The following is a 21,666-nucleotide window of genomic DNA, read 5'->3' on the forward strand; positions in this document are numbered from 1 at the left end:
TGAAACGTCTTTTACAAAGGAGAGTCCGGCATTGGAAGCAGCAAACTTGCCTCAGATTATTCTCGCCTCGAGCTCGCCTCGGAGGCAAGAATTGATGGCATCCTTAAACATTCCGTTTGAGGTTGTGCCCAGTCATGCCGACGAATCTACTCCGGCGGGTTGGTCTCCGGACCGGGTGGTCAAGGAGCTGGCTGCACGCAAGGCGGAAGCTGTCCGGCTCACGCTGGAGCCTTCAAGACGCCACGGAATTATCGTAGGCAGCGATACCATCGTTGTCAGGGATGGGGTTGTGCTTGGAAAGCCCCGGACACAGGCAGAAGCGGCGGACATGCTTCGCAGCTTACAAGGAAGAAGTCACACGGTATATACCGGTGTGGCCTGCATGGATGCGTCCACAGGAACACACCAGGTTGAATACCGCTCAACCACAGTCACAATGAAAGCTTTAAACGAAGCGCAGATTCAAGCCTATGCCCGTAGCGGGGAAGGTCTGGATAAGGCCGGAGCCTACGCTATACAGGGACTTGGCGCAACAATTGTTACCCGCATTGATGGCTGTTACTTCAATGTAGTGGGGTTGCCTGTCTCGTTGCTTGTGGATATGCTGCATGATTTTGGCATTTCCATCTTGTAACGAAAGGCAGTGGAAGTGATAAAGCATATCCTTCCGAACTAGTTTTGCAGGCCTGCCGGGAAGCCGGGAACGGCCCAAAAACATTCGGGAGCGAGGGATTATTTATGGAACAGATTCCTTATATGCATATGCTGCGCGATCTTCCTGCAGAGGAGCGTCCGCGGGAGAGAATGCTGCAATACGGGGCAGGAGCACTTAGCCATGCTGAACTGCTGGCCATTTTGCTGCGCACAGGTACACGGCAGGAGTCGGCGGTACATATCGCGCAGCGCATGCTAACTGTAGCAGGAGGTCTGCGTGGTCTGGTGGATCTTAGTCTCGATGAGATGGTCCATACGAAGGGAATCGGTCCAGTCAAGGCGATACAACTTAAGGCAGGGATAGAGTTAGGCCGGCGTTTGGCCAAGACAAGGCTGCCTGAGTCGGAAACCATCCGAAGCCCTCAGAATGTGTCTGAACTGCTGATGGAACAGTTGCGTTATTTGCAACAGGAGCATTTTGTTTGTCTTTTTTTGAATACCAAAAATCATATCATTGCTCAGGAGACGCTTTCCATCGGAAGCCTTAACGCTTCCATCGTACATCCGCGGGAGGTATTCCGCGCCGCAATCAAGTGCAGCAGTGCTTCGATTGTTTGTGCGCATAACCATCCAAGCGGCGATCCGACGCCTAGTCCGGAGGATATCCTGTTGACTAGGCGGCTCTGCGAGGCTGGAGAAATCGTGGGAATCGATGTCCTCGATCATATTGTGATCGGCGACGGAAAGTTTGTCAGTTTGAAGGAGCAGGGCTTGATGTAATATAATAGTTTAGATACAGAAGGAAAGGAAGAAAACAGCATGTTGGGTGGCTTTACGAAAGACTTGGGAATTGACTTGGGAACAGCGAATACGTTGGTATATACGAGAGGTAAAGGCATTATCGTTCGCGAGCCTTCAGTGGTTGCGATTCATACGGACACCAAGAGCATTGTAGCTGTCGGTGAATCGGCCAAGAAGATGATCGGCAGAACTCCGGGCAACATCCGGGCGATTCGGCCGATGAAGGATGGTGTCATTGCCGATTTTGATACAACCGCAACAATGATTAAATATTTTATCAGACAAGCGCAGAAGCAGCGTTCGTTGTTTCAACGCCATCCGAACGTAATGGTCTGTGTTCCTTCAGGTATTACGGCAGTGGAGCAGCGTGCCGTAGAGGATGCAACCAAGCAGGCCGGAGCACGCGAAGCGTATACCATTGAAGAGCCGTTCGCCGCAGCTATCGGCGCTGATCTCCCGGTGTGGGAGCCTACCGGCAGTATGGTAGTAGACATCGGCGGCGGGACGACGGAGGTGGCCGTAATTTCGTTGGGCGGAATCGTAACCAGTCGATCTGTTCGGGTTGCGGGAGACGAAATGGATGAAGCGATCATCCAGTATATCAAGCGTCAATACAATCTCATGATTGGGGAACGTACCTCTGAGCAACTCAAGATGGACATTGGCTCCGCGCTGGCACTGGAGCAGGTTGAGACGATGGAAATTCGCGGACGGGATCTGGTGAGCGGGCTGCCAAAGACCATCACAATTACATCGGACGAAATTTCTGATGCCTTGAGCGATACGGTAGGAGCTATCGTGGATGCTGTTAAGGTTACCCTTGAGAAATGTCCACCCGAGCTTGCTGCAGACATTATGGATCGAGGAATTGTATTAACTGGCGGCGGAGCCTTGCTGCGCAACCTGGATAAATTGTTGGCGAGTGAAACGGGAATGCCGGTAATCGTGGCCGAGAATCCGCTTGATTGTGTTGCTATCGGAACGGGGCGGGCGCTCGACAATATTCATTTGTTTAAGGCGAAAAGTAGTTCAGCCCTTCGTTCCAGACGATAATTTCTTGGAGGAAGGCACCCTGATGAATAAAGCGGCGCCGTCCTGGAAGAGGAAGCTCTCATGGGCGGCCTATGCCGTTTTTTTTGATTGAAATATGTAAGGTTGGAGGGTGCTAAAACTGTTTAAGCTGCTTGGCAACAAAAGATTGTTTATTTTGTTGATGGGACTCATTTTATTTATTGCGGTAATGGGTTTTACCCTGGGGTCAAGAATCTCCTTGTCTTGGCCTGAGAAATTTGTCAAAGACACGGTAGGCTTCGTCCAATACGTGTTCTACAAGCCCGCTAGCTTTGTAGCGGGCTTGTTTGAAGATATCTCCAATCTGAGAGCGTTGCAGGAGGAGAATGAGCAATTAAAAATTGCCCTGGCTCATTACACCCGGGATAAAGCTACTTATAACTGGATTGCTCAGGAGAATGAGAGGTTAAAAGAGAAGCTTGATTTCACGGAAGCCCAGAAGCAGCTATACAACTATACCTGGAAAATCGCTCAGGTTATTAGTGTGAATGATGATCCGGTGAACCGTACCATTGTGCTGAACTTAGGGGCCAGGGAAGGCGTAAAGGAAGGGATGGCTGTCACCTCGGACAAGGGATTGGTGGGTGTAATTAGCCATGTAAGCAACTTTACATCTACAGTCAAGCTGGCGACCTCTATGGATGCTCGCGATCCAAATTCCAATGGCATCGCCGTGACGGCTCAGGGCAAAGAAAATGATGTATTTGGGATGATCGAGACATTCGATCAGCAGCAGGACATGTTCCTGATGACGAGAATTGAAGACGATACTCCTTTAAAAGAAGAGGATATCATCGTTTCTTCCGGCATTGGTGGCGTATTCCCTCGTGGTATGGTCATTGGCAAGGTGAAGAGCATTCAGGTTGGTGAATATGGTCTTACGTATACAGCTACAGTAGAGCCTGCCGCTAACTTTACTGATTGGAAGGAATTGTTTATCGTGTTTCAGCCGGAAGGAGAAGAAGAGTGAGTAAGCGGAAAATGGTACTGTTGCTGCTCGTTTTTGTCTTGTTCATTCTGGAGGGCACTCTCGTTCCGTGGCTAGTACCGGGAGCATGGCAGACCCGTATTACCCCACATCTTGTCTATATTGTCATCTTGTATTTCTCCGTCTATGAACACCGCCACACCGGACTTGTCCTGGGACTGACATTCGGCATGCTTCATGATATCGTATTCTACGGAGCGTTGATTGGTACTTATTCTTTTGCTATGGGCTTGTCCGGTTATTTGCTGGGGTTGTTGTCCCGCTCGCAGCGGGCACCGCTTCCCTTGATGATGATCATCGTCCTGTTGGGCAGCCTGTTGCTGGATTCTATTCTGTTTGGCACGTATTCTTTGTTTGAATTGACTCACCAACCATACACATGGGCTTTAACAAATCATATTATTCCTAATGTATTTGTGCAGTTTGTTTTTGCCCTGGCTATCTACGTGCCGATGAGACGGCAATTAGAGATTATCACTCGCAGACGGTCTCCCGATGAGGCGGCTTTATAAATCGTGCAGTTCCCTTGTCGCAAGCAGGAACTTTCCCGCTCTGGAACGAATTGATTAGGAGGGAGGGACAGGCTAATGACAGTGAGATCCAACCACGTGACGATCAAAGGCATTAAGGATGGCCTGGTTTTCCTGCTGGACGATCAATGTGAATTTCCGAGCCTGCTGGAAGAACTTAAATATAAATTGGAGTTTAGTCACCAGAATATTTTAACCGGCCCAATCATCCATATCGATGTGAAGCTGGGCATGCGCATCGTCACGGAAGAGCAGAAGGAAATGATCCTTGATATATTGAAGCAAAAAGGCAACCTGCTTGTTCGTTCCTTCGAAATGCCGGAGATTGTCGGCAATAGTTCAGCAAGCGGCATGACAACGATTGCCGGGATTGTCCGTTCCGGCCAGGTGTTGCATCATGAAGGTCATCTATTATTTGTTGGAGATGTTAATCCAGGCGGGTTGATTCGTTCTACCGGCGACATCCTGATTCTGGGTGCACTTCGAGGAATGGCGCATGCGGGGCTTGAAGGCGATGACAAGTCCATTATTGCGGCATCTTACTTGTCCCCGACCCAGTTGCGAATTGCGGAGACGATCAGTCGACCTCCGGACGAGTGGGAGAATCGGGAGACGAGTATGGAGTTTGCTTATTTGCAGGACGGGAAGATGCAGATTGACAAGATCACGAGGGTAACCCGGGTCAGACCGGATTTTAACGTGTTTAAAGGGGTGTGAATCATGGGAGAAGCTATCGTAATAACGTCCGGCAAAGGCGGTGTAGGCAAAACGACGACCTCGGCCAACATCGGTACAGCCTTGGCATTGCTGGGGAAGAAGGTTTGCTTGGTAGACACGGATATTGGTCTGCGTAACCTGGATGTGGTCATGGGGCTGGAGAATCGTATTATCTATGATCTGATCGACGTTGCCGAAGGCCGATGCCGCCTGAACCAGGCGCTGGTGAAGGACAAGCGGTTTGAAGAGCTTTATATGCTGCCTGCGGCACAGACGAAAGACAAAAATTCAATTTCTCCTGAGCAGGTCAAGGATATTATTCTGGAATTAAAGAAAGAATTCGAATATGTCATTATTGACTGTCCTGCAGGGATCGAGCAAGGCTTCAAGAATGCTATTGCCGGCGCTGATCGGGCTATTGTGGTAACGACCCCGGAGCACGCGGCTGTGCGTGATGCTGATCGGATTATCGGTTTGCTGGACAACTCGCATATTGAATCGCCCAAGCTGGTGGTCAATCGAATCAAAATCAATATGATGAAATCCGGAGATATGCTGGATATTGAAGGTATCCTGCAGGTCCTCAACATCGATCTGATCGGTATTGTGCCTGATGATGAGAAGGTTATCCGGGCGGCCAATAATGGAGAGCCTACAGTGATGAATCCTGATTCGCCTGCTGCGATCGCTTATCGCAATATTGCAAGACGAATTTTAGGCGATACGGTGCCTTTAATGCTGATGGATCAGAAGAAAAGCGTGTTCACACGCTTTAAGAAGCTTTTTGGAATGGGTGGATAATCGTTGCTGTTCAAGCTCAAACAACTGGACTGGCTGATGGTGGGTATTCTGGGGCTGTTTATGCTCTTCAGCACCTTGTTGGTGCGCAGCGCCATTGCCCCTTACGAATCTGAATTTCACAACTATGACATCAAGACGTTGCTGTTTTATGTCCTGGGATTTATCGTTGTTTTTAGCGTGGCACTGGTTGACTATCGTACCTTGTTGCGCTTTAGCTGGTATTTTTATGGCGCGGGTTGCCTGCTTCTGGTGCTGGTCTACCTGTTTGCTCCGGAAATCAACGGCGCACGCAGCTGGTTTCCCCTCGGTGGCCTGCAGTTTCAACCTGCCGAGCTGGTCAAGGTAATTCTTATCCTGACAACGGCTTACCTGCTGGGGAAAAAACAAGGAAAACCTTTGCACTTCCGCCGTGACATCATACCCATTGCTATGGTAACGCTGTTGCCTTTCTTTCTCGTTCTGATTCAGCCTGACTTGGGAAATGCCATTATCTACCTGGTGGTGCTGGTAGCAATGCTCTGGATTGGCAATGCAAGATACAGCCATGTTCTGATCGCCTTGACCGCAGCGGTAGCGGCTTTGATCCTGGCTGTAACGTTGTTCAATGCTTTTAATTCAGAGATTCAGGATTATCTTGCAAAACATCAAAAGCTGCATTGGTATCAACGGATCAATACATTTATTAATCCGGATCAGGCTTCTAGCGATGACAAGCATCAGTCGAACTATGCGAAAATAGCCATTGGCTCAGGTGGATTGCTTGGCGATGGATACATGAAGGGTGATCTGAAAAATAAAAAGTTCATCCCCTATCCGTATTCTGACTCCATTTTCGTCGTGGTTGGCGAAGAATTTGGGTTTGTTGGTTCTTCACTGCTGTTGCTGCTGTATTTTCTATTTATATACCGCATGATTCTGATTGCCCTGCATTGCTTTGATAAACGAGGAGCTTACGTGATCGTTGGTATTGTAGCCATGTTTCTGTTCCAGATTTTCGAAAATGTGGGGATGATGATTGGCCTTATGCCGATTACGGGGATCACGCTACCGTTTATCAGCTACGGTGGGACCTCTCTGCTGGTGAATATGTTATGTATTGGACTGGTGTTCAGCATCAAGCTGCATCAGGAGAAATATAAAGTGAATTAAGCGCGAACCGGTGCAGAGCATCGATTTTTTTGCGTTTTTTTGGGCCTTGGCTAAGCCTGGCTTGTTCATAATCCATTCCGGTGGCTCATAAGTATAAGTACAGGCCCCGCTTGACGGGAAGCGCAGCGGCGAAGCGACCGGAGGGATAAATGATGGATGTCAAAACCAATGTAAGGAAGCGAAGAGAACAACGGATTCGCGAGTTGACCATGCAGGGACAGGTCAAGCTGCCGTTCCCCCAGCAGGACAAGATATCGGATAGACCCACCGCGTCCTATTTTGAACGACTAGATGCCGCGGAGACGGCAGAGGGCATGGAGCGTGACCCGGAGTTGTTGTGGAAGCAGGGGCAGGGCCGCTGGCAGGCTCCTTACGCTAATGCATACGGTAACAGAGCGAGCTTTGGCCCGGATGGGGCTGGTTCTAAATCTTCTATCTGGAGATCAATGTTCGCTCGTTTGATGATTAGCGCTGTATTGTTTGCCAGCTTCTGGGGCATGCATCATTACGAGCCTTCCTGGGCGGCGCCCATTCGTGTCTTTGTTGCGCAGTCGCTCACAGAAGAGATGGACTTCAAGGCGATCGAGACATGGTACACAAGTCATTTCGGCGGAGCCCCGTCGTTTATTCCTATATTTGAAACTCATGAAGAGGATAGTCTCAAGGTAGGAGCGCAAAGCGGATTTACTCCCCCGCTGTCAGGCAGCCTGGCTGGTCCGTTTGCCTTGAGCTTAAAGGGGGTTGAGATTGTTCCCGATGCGGCGCGCAGCGCAGGAGCGGTGCAAGTCAGAAGCGTTGAAAGGGGGAGGGTGCTGGCTGTGGCGAACGATGCTCTGACCGGACTAACTGTGACAATTCAGCATGCTGGTGGATATGTGTCCATATATGGGCGGCTGGACCAGATTACCGTAGACAAAGGCGACTGGCTGGAGGGTGGAGATGTGCTGGGGGCTTTGCCGCAGTTCGTGCAATCTCCGCGTCCAACGCTCTATTTTGCCATTAAAAAAGAGGATCGGTACATCGACCCTGCGGATGTGGTGCCGCTTGATTAGATGCGGCGGCATAACGGTGTCGTTCCATCCCTTCTTTGTCATTCTGATGATGACTTCGGTGCTGACAGGGCATTTTCTGGAGCTCTTGGCCTTGTTTAGTATCGTCTTTATCCATGAAATGGGACATGTCATGGCGGCGCGCCTCTTCGGCATCAAGGTCCTGTCTGTTGAACTGCTTCCTTTCGGAGGGGTAGCCATTATGGAAGAGGCGGGTGACATCACGGCGGTAAGGGAAATGGTTGTAGCTTTGGCGGGCCCGCTGCAAAACATTTTGCTGGTTGCTGCCTCCCTGTTGCTTCATACTGCCGGATGGTGGGACGGGCCCTTTCTGAACTATTTTATTACCAGCAATGTACTGATTGCTTTATTTAATCTGCTGCCTATCCTCCCTCTGGATGGAGGAAAGGTATGCCAGGCTTTGTGCAGTATCGTTTTGCCTTACCATGCTACCTTAATTTGGTCATATCGGATTAGCCTTGTGTTCAGCGTGCTGGTCGTTGTTTATTCTGTACTGCCTCTCTTATTTGCAGTGGGCGGCTTGCAGCTCAATTTGTTGTTGATCGGCCTGTTCCTGCTCTATTCCAACATTGTGGACTATCGGAATATTCCTTACCGTTTTCTGCGATTCCTAATGAATCGGGACCAGCGGTTCGCCAAACATCTGCTGACCGGGTCTTTAGCCCAGCCGATTATTGCTGAGAGAACGCAACCTTTGGACCATATTTTACGTTTGTTTAGAAGAGAAAAGTATCACTTTATCTATGTGATGAACCCACGGGGGCATATCGTGGCGGTTGTCCCTGAACAGCGGGTGATTTCCTCTTTCTTACAGGGGGGCTCGGGTGCTTGAAGCAAGAAAGTCATGTTATAATGGAACGGATGTATTGCTTGACGGCGCCAAGACCTAGTAGCGTAGTGAACAAGTTGGCTCAGGCTTCCCATTGTTCACCACACTTCCAAAGATGACGAACGTATGAAGGGTGAAATTATGAAAAGGATGATTGTTCACTGCGAGCCCGGATCTACCGAGATGGCGCTTCTGGAAGACGGCAAACTGGTGGAGTATGCGGTGGAGCGTTCTCAGCATATAGGCCTGGTTGGCAGCTTTATGAAGGGCAAAGTAGTTAATGTGATTCCCGGCATGCAAGCAGCATTTGTGGATATCGGATTGAAGAAAAATGCGTTTCTTTATATTGATGATGTATTGCATCCCCATCTGGAGAAGCAGCCAAAGCCTAAGCCTTCGATTACCGAACTGCTCAGCCCTGGACAAGAGCTGGTTGTTCAAGTTGTCAAAGAGGCAATCGGCAACAAAGGGGCAAGGGTGACGACCCATTATTCCTTGCCCGGACGCTGGATTGTATATATGCCGACCTCGGGTTATGTGGCGGTATCCAAGAAGATCGCCCCTGAAGCGGAGAAGCAGCGCTTGCGCTCTATTGGTGAGGAACTGCGGACCGAGGAGGAAGGATTGATCCTTCGTACGGTTGCCGCGGAGGAAGATCGCAAATCCATTGAAGAGGATTTGTTGCTGTTACGCAATCAGTGGGCCTCTATTTTGGACAAAGCTGAGCGGTTTACTGCGCCGGTGGTGCTGCACCATGATCTTAGTATGATTCAGCGCCTGATGCGGGATGCTTATAGCCCGGAAACGGATGAGCTGATTATGGATAGCCGGGATCAGGCGGAGGAAGCCTTGAGCTTCCTGCAGGGGATGCTTCCCGGGGAATCCCTGGACATTATTATTCATGAGGGCAAAACGCCGGTATTTGATCATTATGACGTCAGGTCGCAGCTAGAGAAGGACTTCCAGCGGAAGGTTTGGCTCCCCGGCGGGGGCTACCTTGTTTGGGATACAACGGAGGCCCTGACGGTTATTGATGTGAATACGGGTAAATTTACGGGTGGAGCCAGCTTGGAGGATACGGTGTTCCAGACAAACATAGAGGCTGCGGAGGAAATAGCCCGGCTGATTCGGTTGAGGGACACTGGCGGAATTATTATTGCTGACTTTATAGATATGGACACCGAAGCCCACCGTGCGGCTGTATGCGAGCGGTTGGAGAAGGCGATGTATGGCGATCGGACCCAGCATCACATCCTGGGCTGGACAAGACTTGGTTTATTGGAGATGACCCGCAAGCGTATGCGTGAGGAGAATACAATTCCCGGTTGATTTTTTAAATGCCCCATGGTAGTATATTAAGGTATGTGTCATGCGTTAGCTTGTACACATGCTGTAACCGCTCCGGTCGGGTTGACAAGTCCGCTGAATTTTATGGTTCTTGCGGCACCTGAATCAGGCGAGTCTGAGACATGAGGAGGTGCAAGCAAATGTACGCAATCATTGAAACTGGCGGTAAGCAATACCGTGTTCAAGAAGGCGATGTGCTCTACATCGAGAAATTGAATGCAGAAGACGGCACTAGTGTGACGTTCGACCGTGTATTGGCAGTATCCAAAGGCGAAGGTTTGGTAACGGGAGCTCCATTGGTATCCGGCGCAAGTGTAACGGCGAAAGTCGAAAAACACGGTAAAGGCCAAAAAGTTATCGTTTACAAATACAAGCCGAAGAAGAACTACCATAAGAAACAAGGTCATCGTCAACCATACACAAAAGTAACCATCGAGAAAATCCAAGCGTAAGAAGGTGCGGTAATTTGATTATCGTCTCCATATTGCGTCATGCAGATAACAGCATTTCAGGCTTTAAGGTGGAAGGCCACGCGGGCTATGCCAAAGCCGGTGAGGACATTGTGTGTGCCGGAGTATCGGCAGTTACCGTGGGTACGGTTAATTCGGTCGAGACGTTGACGGGAATCGTAATGGACTCCAGCATGAAGAATGGCTTTCTGAGCGCCAGTCTTCCGCGGGAAGTTCGACCTGAGGCTGGCGAACAAGCGCAATTGCTGCTTGCCTCACTTGTTGTTATGCTGAAGGGTATTCAAGAATCATACGGTAAGTATATTCAAATACAGGAACTTAATATTTAAAGAAGGAGGTAGACTACAATGTTGAAATTGGATCTCCAGCTATTTGCATCCAAGAAGGGTGTTGGTTCCACAAAGAACGGACGTGACAGCATTGCGAAACGCCTTGGCGTGAAACGTGCTGACGGTCAAGTTGTTACGGGCGGAAGCATTCTTGTTCGTCAACGTGGTACGAAAATTCATCCGGGTACGAATGTAGGAATCGGTTCGGATGACACGTTGTTCGCGAAAGTTGACGGCGTTGTGAAATTCGAACGTTGGGGTCGCGATCGCAAAAAAGTGAGCGTCTACCCTGTGGAAGTCGCTCCGGTAGCGGCTGCAGTTGAAGCTTAAGAGTTTACGCGAAAGCCCTGGCACTTTTGGTGCCAGGGCTTTCTTTTTTTGAATGACGAGAGCGATATTCGAACAGGTTTTATGCTATACTTGGTAGTGATATCAGGGGCAATAACCTGATCAATATGTTAGGGGAACGGGGAAAATATGAAACATCGGTTCATGGTGCGGGCGATGTTGGTGCTGTTGGCACTGATCTGCCTGGCTATTGTGTATTATCTGAGATCGCCGATAGGACAGGTCTTGTTATTCGGGAGCTTGCTTATCGCATTTTGGGCCTATGTCAGACATATTCGCAAGCAGGCCGAAACGCAGCGGAGGCAACTGCTGGCATCGGTGCAGCGTACCGCCACAGCAACATTGGGTCATCATCGGCACGATTGGATGAACGACTTGCAGATTTTGTACGGATATATCCAATTGCGGAAAATTGATAAACTGGTTGACTGCGTGGAAAGAATAAAAGGGCGCATGGCTGTGGAGAGTAAAATTTCCCGGCTTGGCGTTCCGTCCCTGGTGTTTTATCTGCAATCCTTCCGTGAGGTGAATAGTTCGGTACAGTTGGAGGTTGATATTGAGGATGACCTGCAATTGGGGACTTTATTGACGGAAGCGGATGCGGAGGAGCTGACGGAGGCCATTATGGAAACGGTAAAAGCGTTTCAGTACAGTGGGCGTTCTTCCTGGGGCGAGACGTTACAACTCAAGATGTTGCTGTACCTTGAGAATGAGGAGGTTGTCGTTCGGTTTGATCAACTGGGCGAAGCGGGCAATCGTAAGCTGGTCGTGCAGCATATGGACGGCTGGATGACCGAAGGACGAGTTCGTGCCGAGCAACTGGATTCGGAGTATAGCTCCCTCAGACTACGAATGGCTTGTGCAAAAATGAATGAGGTGAATGCATGTTTGTAGATAAAGCGAAGATTTATGTTAAAGGCGGCGATGGTGGGGATGGAATCGTTGCCTTTCGCCGTGAGAAGTACGTACCGGAAGGTGGGCCTGCCGGTGGAGATGGCGGCAAGGGCGGGGATGTGATCTTTCGCGTTGATGAGGGCCTGAGGACGCTGATGGATTTTCGATATCAGCGCCACTTCAAAGCAGAGCGCGGTGTGAAGGGACGCAATAAGAGCCAGCATGGGGCCAACGCGGAGAACATGATCGTAAGGGTTCCTCCAGGGACGATAGTTATTGACGATGATACGCAAGAAGTGCTTGCTGATTTAACCCGTCACGGCCAACAGGTTACTATTGCACGCGGGGGGCGCGGAGGGCGAGGCAACACCCGTTTTGTGACGCCCAATAATACGGCACCAGAATTGGCTGAACATGGCGAAGAAGGCCAGGAGCGCTGGGTTGTGCTGGAATTGAAAGTCATGGCTGACGTTGGTCTGGTAGGTTTCCCGAGCGTTGGAAAATCAACGTTGCTGTCGGTGGTATCAGCAGCTACACCAAAGATCGGCGCCTATCATTTTACGACGATTACGCCAAATCTGGGTGTGGTTGAAGTAGGCGAAGGCCGAAGCTTTGTCATGGCTGACTTGCCAGGCTTGATTGAAGGAGCCCACGAAGGCGTAGGCTTGGGACATGAATTCTTACGGCATGTAGAGCGGACCCGTCTGATTATCCATGTGGTGGACATGGCTGGATCGGAAGGGCGCGATCCCTTTGACGACTGGCAGAAGATCAATGATGAGTTAAGACAATATAACGCTGATCTGGAGAATCGTCCGCAGATCGTTGCTGCCAATAAAATGGATATGCCTGAGTCTGCCGAGCATCTGGAGAAATTCCGGAAGGAAGTTGCCAAAGTACGTGGCGATTTGGAGATTATGCCGATCTCTTCTTTGACCCGGCAAGGCGTGCAAGAATTATTGTACCGTGTTGCTGATCTGCTTGATCAGATTCCGGAAGCTCCAGCGATTGAAGAAGTAACCGAGCTTACGGAGCGCAAGGTATACAAGCTGGACAAGGAAGAGGACGACAGCTTTACGATCAAGCGTGAGAACGAGACGTTTGTGGTTGAAAGCGTGAAAATTGAACGTATGATGAAACGGATGCAACTGAACTCTCATGATGCTATCCTGAAGCTGGCCCGGACATTGCGACATATGGGGGTTGACGAGGAATTGCGTAAACGGGGCGCCAAAGATGGTACTCCGGTTCGTATCGGCGATTTCGAATTCGAATTTGTAGAGGGCAGCAGCTACTATTATTAACAGAGAGGAGCACCTACAGGGTGCTTTTCTTGCTATAGAGGTTGTTAAAAAGCCGACTTTTTGCACTCGCACTCATAGATAGGGCAAAAACCATTGCCTGCTAGTTATCTTTCCGTTATAATGTCCACTATATGAAAACAAAAGTCTCTAAGGAGCGGACGATTGTGAAAGAGCATTACTATTTGGTACGCGAGGACATTTTGCCTGAAGCAGTCGTGAAGACACTCCAGGTGAAGCAGTTACTGGCAGCCGGTGAAGCCAGAACAGTTCATGAGGCTGTGACACAGGTAGGGCTAAGCCGAAGTGCCTTCTACAAATACAAGGATGGCATTCACCAACTGAATCAGATCGAGAGGGAGAGCATCGTAACCATTTCCTTCGATTTGGAGCATCGCTCAGGCATATTATCGAGGGTACTCGCGTTGATTGCCGGTTCAGGGGGAAATGTGCTAACGATTAATCAGAGCATCCCACTGCAGGGGAAAGCTAACGTGGTCATTTCCGTAGAAACCTCCAGACTAACGGAGGAACTGGATGAAATGCTGCAATCGCTGCAAAGTATTCCTGGGGTACGCCGAACGCAAATCGTGGGTCAAGGCTGACCATGGTTGGTAAATAGGTATTCGGAATTGCCAAAGAAAGATAGAAATAAACACCAAGAGGGGAACAATCCCTCAGCTTGGATATGAGGAGGGGACAGCAGTGAAGCCTGTAAAGGTGGGTTTGCTTGGACTGGGTACAGTGGGAACCGGGGTCGTCCGAATTTTGGAAGGACATCAGGAAGACCTCGCAAGTCAGGTTGGATCGCCGATTCAAATTGAGAAAATTGCCGTCAGAAATGTAGAGAAGTCCCGCAATATTTATGTGGATTCCAGCAAATTGACGGAGGACCCATGGGAAGTCATTCGCCATCCGGATATCGATGTCGTCGTCGAGGTGATGGGGGGCGTTGAGCAGACCAAGGCATATATATTGGAGGCGCTGGAGCGCGGCAAGCACATTGTGACTGCCAACAAGGACTTGATGGCGCTCTACGGCTCGGAAATTTTAGCCAAAGCGCTTGAGCATCAATGCGATGTATTCTATGAAGCAAGTGTGGCTGGTGGTATTCCAATCATCCGCACACTCATTGAGGGATTCTCCTCGGACCGAATTGTACGAATCATGGGGATTGTCAATGGCACAACGAATTATATTTTAAGCAAAATGAGTCAGGAAGGAGCCTCCTACGAGGATGTGCTGAAAGAAGCGCAGCAGCTTGGCTATGCCGAATCCGATCCTACCTCTGATGTGGAGGGGCTGGATGCAGCTCGCAAGATGGCGATTCTCGGTACGCTGGGCTTCCGTACCAATGTGGAGCTGAGCGATGTGCAGGTGCGGGGGATTTCGTCCGTATCCAAGGAAGATATTTTGTACGCCAGGAAGCTTGGCTACGAGATGAAGCTGCTGGGGATTGCGGAGCAGCACGACGATGAATTCAGTATTACCGTACAGCCGACCATGGTCAAGAAGACGCATCCGATCGCTGCTGTGCATGGGGTATATAATGCCGTCTATGTTTATGGAGAAGCGGTAGGCGAAACGATGTTTTACGGCGCTGGTGCCGGGGAGATGCCGACGGCTACCTCGGTTGTGGCTGACTTGGTCGCTGTGGTTAAGAATCTCAAGCTTGGGGTTAACGGACTGAAAGCCATCGTTCCTTACAAAACGAAAAAGCTGAAAACCGATGACCAGGTTGCATACAAGAACTTTCTGCTGCTGCATGTGGATGACAAGGCGGGGGTGTTGGCCCAGATTACCCAGGTATTTGCTGAATATGAGGTTAGTCTGGACTCGGTGGTGCAGACACCAAATACCAATCTGGCCGGTGCGGAGATTATGATTGTCACCCATTGTGCCAGCAAAGCGAGTATGGAGAAGGTGCTTACCCACTTCGAGTCAATGGATGTCATTCACCGGATCAAGAGCGTATATCGCGTTGAAGGGTAAGGTTCAATCAGACACGGAATTACACATTTCAGATAAAAGGAGTCATATGCATGAGATATCTCGGACTATTGGAAACGTACAAGGAATATTTGCCCGTCAATAGCAATACCCCGAAGCTTACTCTACAGGAAGGCAATACCCCGCTGGTTCGCGCAGAGAATCTGTCACGGGAGCTTGGGCTGGACCTGTATTTTAAATACGAAGGGCTGAATCCGACCGGTTCATTTAAAGACCGCGGGATGGTTATGGCCGTTGCCAAAGCGATTGAGGAAGGCAGCACAACGGTAATGTGTGCATCCACCGGCAATACCTCAGCCGCCGCCGCCGCTTATGCAGCTCGCGCCGGGATCGATTGCATCGTGCTGATTCCGAACAACAATATTGCGCTCGGCAAGCTGGCCCAAGCGATGATTTACGGAGCAAAGGTGATCGCTATTGATGGGAATTTTGACCGCGCGCTGGAAATTGTCCGTGATATCACAGCCAAGCATCCCATTACACTGGTCAACTCAGTGAATCCCTACCGTATTGAAGGTCAGAAGACAGCGGCCTTCGAGGTGTGCGATCAATTAGGCAAAGCGCCGGATGTGCTGGCTATTCCGGTAGGGAACGCTGGTAACATTTCAGCATACTGGAAAGGATTCAAAGAATATCACGAACGTGGCAAATCAACATCCTTGCCGCGGATGGTAGGTTTTGAGGCGGAAGGAGCTATGGCCATTGTCAAGGGCGAGCGAATCCTTGAACCCGAAACCATTGCCACAGCAATCCGTATCGGCAATCCGGCAAGCTGGAAGACAGCCGTGGCAGCAGCGGAGGAATCCGGCGGACAGATCAATTATGTTACGGATGAAGAGATTCTGAATGCTTACCGGGCCATCGCGGCTAAGGAAGGGATCTTTGCAGAGCCGGCTTCGGCTGCTTCCATTGCCGGTGTTTACAAGCTGCATCGGGAAGGTTATTTCCAAGGTGGAGAGACGGTCGTGTGCGTATTGACCGGCCATGGTCTGAAGGATCCAAACATCGCCATCAAGAGTATTGGCAGTGAACCACTGGTTGTGCAAGATACAGAAGAAGCCGTAATGGAGGCCATCAGCAAGCTGCGGGGAACGCAGGCATGATTCGCCGGGAAGGCGTTTGGGTGAAGGTGCCTGCAAGCACCGCCAATCTCGGCCCGGGATTTGATACGTTGGGGATGGCGCTATCCCTTTACTCATGGCTTGAGCTTAAGCCAGCAGACAAGACGGTATTTCACCTTTATGGCGAGGAATTGAAGGGTCTGCCAAAGGACAAAAACAATTTGATTTATCAGGTTGCGCAGTTGGTATTTGCGGAAGCTGGGATAGCTATACCGGAGCTTCAAATCTCGATGTACTCTAACATCCCGCTTACACGTGGACTTGGCAGCAGCGCTTCGGCAATTGTCGGAGCGCTGTTTGCAGCCAACCTGTTGATTGGCGAACCTTTGGATCAAGCCAAGTTATTTGATATGGCTACGGCTTTGGAGAAGCATCCTGACAATGTAGGGGCTTCCCTCTATGGTGGTATCATTACGGCGGCCTGGGATGGCCGCCATGCGGATGTGTTGCGCATTGAGCCGCCAGCCGATCTCGATGTGCTGGTAGCGATTCCGGAGTTCCAGTTGTCCACTTCCAAAGCCCGAGATGCGCTGCCGGAGCAGATTGCTTTGCAGGATGCGGTGTATAATGTCAGCCGGGCCTCTCTATTGACGGCGGCCTTATCTGCTGGCCGGCTGGATCTGATCTCGGCTGCTATGCAAGACCGGCTGCACCAGCCCTATAGAGCGGCGCTGGTTCCGGGCATGGCCCGGATTTTGGCCGAGGCAGCAGATCACGGAGCGCTTGGAGCAGCCTTAAGTGGCGCGGGACCAACGTTGCTGTGCTTGGTGGATGCAAATTGTAGCAAGGAAGAGAGACAGCGGCTGGAGAGCTTTCTATTGAATACGTTAGGCGAGCAAGGAGTCCCGGCGCAGTTGATGTGGTTAAAATCTTGCACACATGGGGCTATTGAGCTTACTATGGATAAGGAAAGTTCATTTTGGGATTACATCAAAGGGGAAGTCAGGACATGAAGCGAATAGCACTGCTGCCGGCAGGATCGGTGTCTCATGAAGCGGCATTGCACCTGCTTGGCGACGAACCTGCGGAGTTGCTGCATTTCAAGCAAATCTCCGATGTTTTCTTGGCCACCGCTACGGGCAAGAGCGACTACAGCGTCATTCCGATGGAGAATACCATTGAAGGCTCTGTAAGCTTGCACATGGATTGGCTTGTCCATGAAGTGGACATTCCGATGCAAGTCGAGTGGGTATACCCCTCTATACAGAATTTGATCGGCCGGAGGGAAGAGTTTGTCTCTGCGAACCACCCAGATACTGCGGATTATAGTAAGATTACCAAGGTGTTTTCACATCCGGTTGCTATGGCACAGTGCTTGCAGTTTATCCGCTCGCATATGCCTCAGGCGGAATTGGAGCACGTTGGAAGCACTTCGGAAGCCGTGGAATGGGTCATGCGAAATCCTGGGCAAGGCTGGACGGCGATTGGTACAGGACTTGGGGCACAGCGACATGGACTGGATATTCTGGCAAGCCGGGTAACAGACCATGATAACAATTTCACCCGGTTTGTACTTATTGGACCTAAGCCGTTTGAGGTGCGAGCAACTGGAGCCCAGAGCAAGACGAGCGTGCAGGTCACGCTGCCCGAGGATTATCCAGGCGCTCTGCATCAGGTATTGTCGGCATTTGCCTGGCGCAAATTGAATTTGACGCGGATTGAATCCCGGCCAACCAAGAAAAGACTAGGTAATTATTACTTCATCATGGATGTGCTGGAGTCGCTGGATTCCGTCTTGCTGAGTTCAGCAATTAAGGAGATAGAGGCATTAGGGTGTCAGGTGCGTGTGCTGGGGAGTTATCCTAGCCTACCGCCTGGGGAACAAAAAGCGGAGGTGTCAAAGACATGGCAGAGCAATGGATTTATTTAGATGGACAATTTGTAACCAAGGATCAAGCAAAGGTCTCCGTGTACGATCATGGCTTCTTGTACGGGGATGGGATTTTTGAAGGCATCCGTATTTACAATGGAAATATTTTTAAATGCAAGGAGCACTTGGACCGCCTTTATGATTCGGCTAAATCGATTATGTTGAATATCCCATTATCCTATCAGGAGATGGAGGATGCGTTGGTCGAGACGTTGCGTCGTAATGAACTGCGTGACGGATACATTCGTTTGATCGTCTCTCGTGGGGCTGGCAACCTTGGACTTGATCCGGAACGCTGCCCTAAAGCGTCAGTGGTCATTATCGTGGAGCAGTTAGCCATTTACTCGGAGGAAGCCTATAAGACGGGGCTGAAGACAGTTTCCGTATCGACACGGCGGAACATCCCGGATGCGCTTAATCCCAAGATTAAATCGCTGAATTACCTCAATAATATTTTGGTAAAAATTCAATCCAATCTCTCCGGTGCGGGCGAAGCCATTATGCTAAATGGACAAGGCTATGTGACTGAGGGCTCGGGAGATAATATTTTTATTATCAAAAATGGAGTTATTACGACGCCCCCGTGCTACTTGGGCGCTTTGGACGGAATCACTCGTCAGGCAATCATGGAGATTTGCCGTCAAAAAGGCTACAGCCTTCAAGAACAGCCATTTACGCTTCATGATGTTTATGTAGCGGATGAGGTGTTCCTGACGGGGACGGCAGCAGAGGTTATTGCTGTACGCGAAGTAGACGGCCGTATTATCGGCGAAGGACATGCTGGACCGATTACACTGAAGCTGTTGGAGGAGTTCCGGGCCATCGTTGATCAAGACGGCTTGAAGGTTTGGCAATAACGCCTGTGTAACTGTTACATCCATCCTATTTTCCTTTCTAAGATGAGAGGGAGATAGGATTTTTTATTTTCCGGGATGTCAAAAACCGGGCAACTGCATAGGATGTAATAAATGGGCCCCGGGCGAACATCACGTACCGGAGAAGAAACCTAGGAGGTTTTTATCGCGTGAAAATCCACATTGTCAAGCAGGGCGATACTTTATTTGAACTATCAAAAAAGTATAATGTGCCCCTCCAGAAACTGATTGAAGCCAATCCGCAACTGGTAAACCCGGATCAGTTGGATATTGGCGACAAGGTGAAAATTCCGGCCGAGGCTGTACCGATTGCCGGAGAGCCGGGGAATGTCTACAAGCATGTTGTGAAGCAAGGGGATACGCTGTTCAAGCTGTCGAAAGCATGGGGAATGCCCTTGCAGTCTTTGATCGCGGCTAATCCGCAATTAAGCGATCCGAACAAGCTGAAGATTGGAGAGATCGTCAATATTCCTTCAGCCTCGGGAGGTTCGGGAGGCAGTGCTCCGCACGAGAATCCAGGAACGATGCCTGGAGCAGGGGGAAAGAAAAATACAGCTCCCGTTAAGAAGGTCCCTACTGACGTGAAGCCGGAAATGACTGCCCCCAAGCCTGTTAAGGAAGAGAAGCCAAAGGTTCCTGTACAGGAAAAGCCAAAGGAGCAGCCGATCCATGTAGAGCCACCCAAAAAGGTGCCTATGGAAATTAAAGTTGAGGTTGAGCAGATCAAATATGAAACGGCCAAATTTGAGCCGGTAAAATACGAACCGGTCAAGTACGCACCCATGAAGGGAGAATCGCTCAAAGGCGAAAACCTCAAAGGGGAAGCGATGAAAGGCGAGCCTATCGCATATCATCCCTATGCTAATATGCCAATGAAGGGCGAACCAGCCGCGATAAATCCTTATGCCAACTCACCCATGAAAGGCGAGCCGGCTACATTTAATCCATATGCGTATGGACCCATGAAAGGCGAGTCAGTGGCGCAATCATCGCTGTACCCTTCCTCTTATCCTAATCCGCCAATGCCGTACTATGCAATGGAACAACCGGCTTCCGTGCTGCCTGCGATGGGGTATGCACCATCTCCTTGCGGATGCTCAGGGTCCACACCGTACTCATATCAGCCTGAGACCTACCATCCTTTCTATCAACATCCCATTGCTGCCGAGCCGGTATTTTATGACAATGTTCCTTATCCGCAGCAGCCCGCATCCTTAACTGCCATGGATGTCAACTATCCGGGAATATCAAATGCCAATGCGCCCTTGCCACAGGCTCCTGACTTGGGAGGTGCTTATCAGGAGATGAAGGGGGCCCCAGGCTATAATCCCTATAGCGCCTCTCCGCAGTATGTATCTCCGGAGGCCTATGGTAACATGCCCTATCCGCACACTATGGGATGGCAACCTGGCCCGGGTTATGTATCCCCTTATGGATCAGTGATGCCAGGGTATCAACCCGCGGCTTATCCCTATGCGAATCCCAATCCAGTGATGCATGGGTATAATAATCCGCCTTATGCAGGAATAGCCAATCAGGCTCCCCTAGCCAACAAACCCTTAAAGGGAGAAAATGTGGCTTCCGAAAATATGAAGGGGGATTTGAAGAGAGAGTCGGATTATCAAACATCCGGAAAAGCTAAGTCAAAAAAGAATGTCAAAATTTCAGGCAGCCCTGCTACCAAGAGGGAACGAGGTAAATCTGGCGGGAATACATCCAGGTCTCGCAGCCAGACCTCGCGTTCGACGAAAGCTTCAACAAGACATAATCCTTGGATCAATAGTTAAGCCAGCAAAACGCGGCGGGGGAATCTCAGGATTCCCTCGCTTTTTCTAGACACATAAAGCAGTTAAAGTGAGACGTAATTTGATTACGAAGAGAAAATAAGTGTAGAATCACTAGCCGGCAGGGGCCAATCCTGGTGCATTTTTAGTCGGATCATGCTGCTTTTTGCTGCTAAGCTGCTTGAGCAAGCTGCGATATTGTGATATATTAAATGTCCCAATCCACCTATTTTGTATATGGCTATTAGGGACTGATTCTGGGTGTGAGTTGAAAAATTAAGGCTATTAAATTCTTTTGAAAAAAACACTTGCTATTTAAAACCCAACATGTTATATTATTTAAGTCGCCGCTGAAACGCGGTGATGAAGAAAAAACAGGTTGATCTTTGAAAACTGAACAACGAGTGAGTAAGAAATAAAGAGAACGAAAGTTCTCGTCAGCAAGTTTGCATGAGCAAGTCAAACAATACCTTTATTGGAGAGTTTGATCCTGGCTCAGGACGAACGCTGGCGGCGTGCCTAATACATGCAAGTCGAGCGGAGTGATTGGGGAGCTTGCTCCCGGATCACTTAGCGGCGGACGGGTGAGTAACACGTAGGCAACCTGCCTGTAAGCCTGGGATAACTAGCGGAAACGTTAGCTAATACCGGATAGTCAAGACTCTCGCATGGGAGACTTGGGAAAGACGGAGCAATCTGTCACTTAT

23 protein-coding genes, 1 rRNA gene and 1 other annotated feature are annotated in these 21,666 nt (G+C 49.8%); all 24 genes read left to right on the plus strand.

Features of this window, described 5'->3' with window-relative positions:
• Positions 1-31 precede the first annotated feature (31 nt).
• A complete protein-coding gene (locus C557_RS0113220; protein ID WP_018752351.1) occupies positions 32-634 on the plus strand; it encodes a Maf family protein in 603 nt (200 codons plus the stop codon).
• Between the two features lie 104 nt (positions 635-738).
• Positions 739-1,434: a RadC family protein gene (radC, locus tag C557_RS0113225; RefSeq protein ID WP_026263470.1), complete on the plus strand. Its 696-nt coding sequence runs from the start codon at positions 739-741 to the stop codon at positions 1,432-1,434.
• Between the two features lie 39 nt (positions 1,435-1,473).
• Complete coding sequence (locus C557_RS0113230; RefSeq protein WP_018752353.1) at positions 1,474-2,508, plus strand: rod shape-determining protein; 1,035 nt, start codon at positions 1,474-1,476, stop codon at positions 2,506-2,508.
• Positions 2,509-2,617: 109 nt separating this feature from the next.
• Positions 2,618-3,496: a rod shape-determining protein MreC gene (gene mreC / locus C557_RS0113235; RefSeq protein WP_018752354.1), complete on the plus strand. Its 879-nt coding sequence runs from the start codon at positions 2,618-2,620 to the stop codon at positions 3,494-3,496.
• Positions 3,493-4,026 carry a rod shape-determining protein MreD gene (gene mreD / locus C557_RS0113240; protein WP_018752355.1) on the plus strand — a complete coding sequence of 178 codons (534 nt, stop codon included), beginning with the start codon at positions 3,493-3,495 and terminating at the stop codon, positions 4,024-4,026. The genes mreC and mreD overlap by 4 nt, the downstream gene beginning before the upstream one ends.
• A gap of 75 nt (positions 4,027-4,101) precedes the next feature.
• Positions 4,102-4,761 (plus strand): septum site-determining protein MinC, encoded by a 660-nt coding sequence (gene minC, locus C557_RS0113245; protein WP_018752356.1) that lies wholly within the window; start codon positions 4,102-4,104, stop codon positions 4,759-4,761.
• 3 nt (positions 4,762-4,764) lie between these two features.
• Positions 4,765-5,562, plus strand: coding sequence for a septum site-determining protein MinD (minD, locus tag C557_RS0113250; RefSeq protein ID WP_018752357.1), 798 nt, complete (start codon positions 4,765-4,767; stop codon positions 5,560-5,562).
• A 3-nt stretch (positions 5,563-5,565) separates the two neighbouring features.
• A complete protein-coding gene (locus C557_RS0113255) occupies positions 5,566-6,711 on the plus strand; it encodes an FtsW/RodA/SpoVE family cell cycle protein (RefSeq protein WP_018752358.1) in 1,146 nt (381 codons plus the stop codon).
• A gap of 149 nt (positions 6,712-6,860) precedes the next feature.
• Positions 6,861-7,763, plus strand: coding sequence for a M23 family metallopeptidase (locus C557_RS0113260; RefSeq protein ID WP_240472964.1), 903 nt, complete (start codon positions 6,861-6,863; stop codon positions 7,761-7,763).
• The gene (locus C557_RS0113265) at positions 7,756-8,613 is read left to right on the plus strand and encodes a M50 family metallopeptidase (protein ID WP_018752360.1); all 858 of its coding nucleotides are present in this window, start codon (positions 7,756-7,758) and stop codon (positions 8,611-8,613) included. Before C557_RS0113260 ends, C557_RS0113265 begins: the two co-directional genes overlap by 8 nt.
• Positions 8,614-8,751: 138 nt before the next feature.
• A complete protein-coding gene (locus C557_RS0113270) occupies positions 8,752-9,939 on the plus strand; it encodes an Rne/Rng family ribonuclease (RefSeq protein WP_026263471.1) in 1,188 nt (395 codons plus the stop codon).
• Positions 9,940-9,994: 55 nt separating this feature from the next.
• Positions 9,995-10,084, plus strand: a sequence feature (ribosomal protein L21 leader region).
• Positions 10,085-10,097: 13 nt separating this feature from the next.
• Entirely contained in the window at positions 10,098-10,409 is a 312-nt protein-coding gene (gene rplU, locus C557_RS0113275) for a 50S ribosomal protein L21 (RefSeq protein WP_018752362.1), read from the plus strand.
• A gap of 14 nt (positions 10,410-10,423) precedes the next feature.
• Positions 10,424-10,756: a ribosomal-processing cysteine protease Prp gene (locus C557_RS0113280; RefSeq protein ID WP_018752363.1), complete on the plus strand. Its 333-nt coding sequence runs from the start codon at positions 10,424-10,426 to the stop codon at positions 10,754-10,756.
• An 18-nt stretch (positions 10,757-10,774) separates the two neighbouring features.
• The gene (gene rpmA, locus C557_RS0113285; RefSeq protein ID WP_018752364.1) at positions 10,775-11,086 is read left to right on the plus strand and encodes a 50S ribosomal protein L27; all 312 of its coding nucleotides are present in this window, start codon (positions 10,775-10,777) and stop codon (positions 11,084-11,086) included.
• Between the two features lie 147 nt (positions 11,087-11,233).
• Positions 11,234-11,998, plus strand: a complete 765-nt coding sequence (locus C557_RS0113290) for a Spo0B domain-containing protein (RefSeq protein WP_018752365.1) — start codon at positions 11,234-11,236, stop codon at positions 11,996-11,998.
• On the plus strand, positions 11,989-13,302 hold the full coding sequence (gene obgE, locus C557_RS0113295) for a GTPase ObgE (RefSeq protein ID WP_018752366.1): 1,314 nt from the start codon (positions 11,989-11,991) through the stop codon (positions 13,300-13,302). The genes C557_RS0113290 and obgE overlap by 10 nt, the downstream gene beginning before the upstream one ends.
• A 164-nt stretch (positions 13,303-13,466) precedes the next feature.
• Positions 13,467-13,904, plus strand: a complete 438-nt coding sequence (locus tag C557_RS0113300; protein WP_018752367.1) for an ACT domain-containing protein — start codon at positions 13,467-13,469, stop codon at positions 13,902-13,904.
• 100 nt (positions 13,905-14,004) lie between these two features.
• Complete coding sequence (locus C557_RS0113305) at positions 14,005-15,291, plus strand: homoserine dehydrogenase (RefSeq protein WP_018752368.1); 1,287 nt, start codon at positions 14,005-14,007, stop codon at positions 15,289-15,291.
• Between the two features lie 50 nt (positions 15,292-15,341).
• Complete coding sequence (thrC, locus tag C557_RS0113310; RefSeq protein WP_018752369.1) at positions 15,342-16,412, plus strand: threonine synthase; 1,071 nt, start codon at positions 15,342-15,344, stop codon at positions 16,410-16,412.
• Entirely contained in the window at positions 16,409-17,383 is a 975-nt protein-coding gene (gene thrB / locus C557_RS0113315; RefSeq protein ID WP_018752370.1) for a homoserine kinase, read from the plus strand. Before thrC ends, thrB begins: the two co-directional genes overlap by 4 nt.
• Positions 17,380-18,300, plus strand: coding sequence for a prephenate dehydratase (pheA, locus tag C557_RS0113320; protein ID WP_018752371.1), 921 nt, complete (start codon positions 17,380-17,382; stop codon positions 18,298-18,300). The genes thrB and pheA overlap by 4 nt, the downstream gene beginning before the upstream one ends.
• Positions 18,276-19,157, plus strand: a complete 882-nt coding sequence (gene ilvE / locus C557_RS0113325; protein WP_018752372.1) for a branched-chain-amino-acid transaminase — start codon at positions 18,276-18,278, stop codon at positions 19,155-19,157. The genes pheA and ilvE overlap by 25 nt, the downstream gene beginning before the upstream one ends.
• 167 nt (positions 19,158-19,324) lie before the next feature.
• Positions 19,325-20,962 (plus strand): LysM peptidoglycan-binding domain-containing protein, encoded by a 1,638-nt coding sequence (locus C557_RS0113330; RefSeq protein ID WP_018752373.1) that lies wholly within the window; start codon positions 19,325-19,327, stop codon positions 20,960-20,962.
• Between the two features lie 469 nt (positions 20,963-21,431).
• Positions 21,432-21,666, plus strand: a 16S ribosomal RNA gene (locus C557_RS0113335); the annotation flags it as partial.

Source organism: Paenibacillus sanguinis 2301083 = DSM 16941 (assembly GCF_000374825.1).
GTDB classification, from domain to species: domain Bacteria; phylum Bacillota; class Bacilli; order Paenibacillales; family Paenibacillaceae; genus Fontibacillus; species Fontibacillus sanguinis.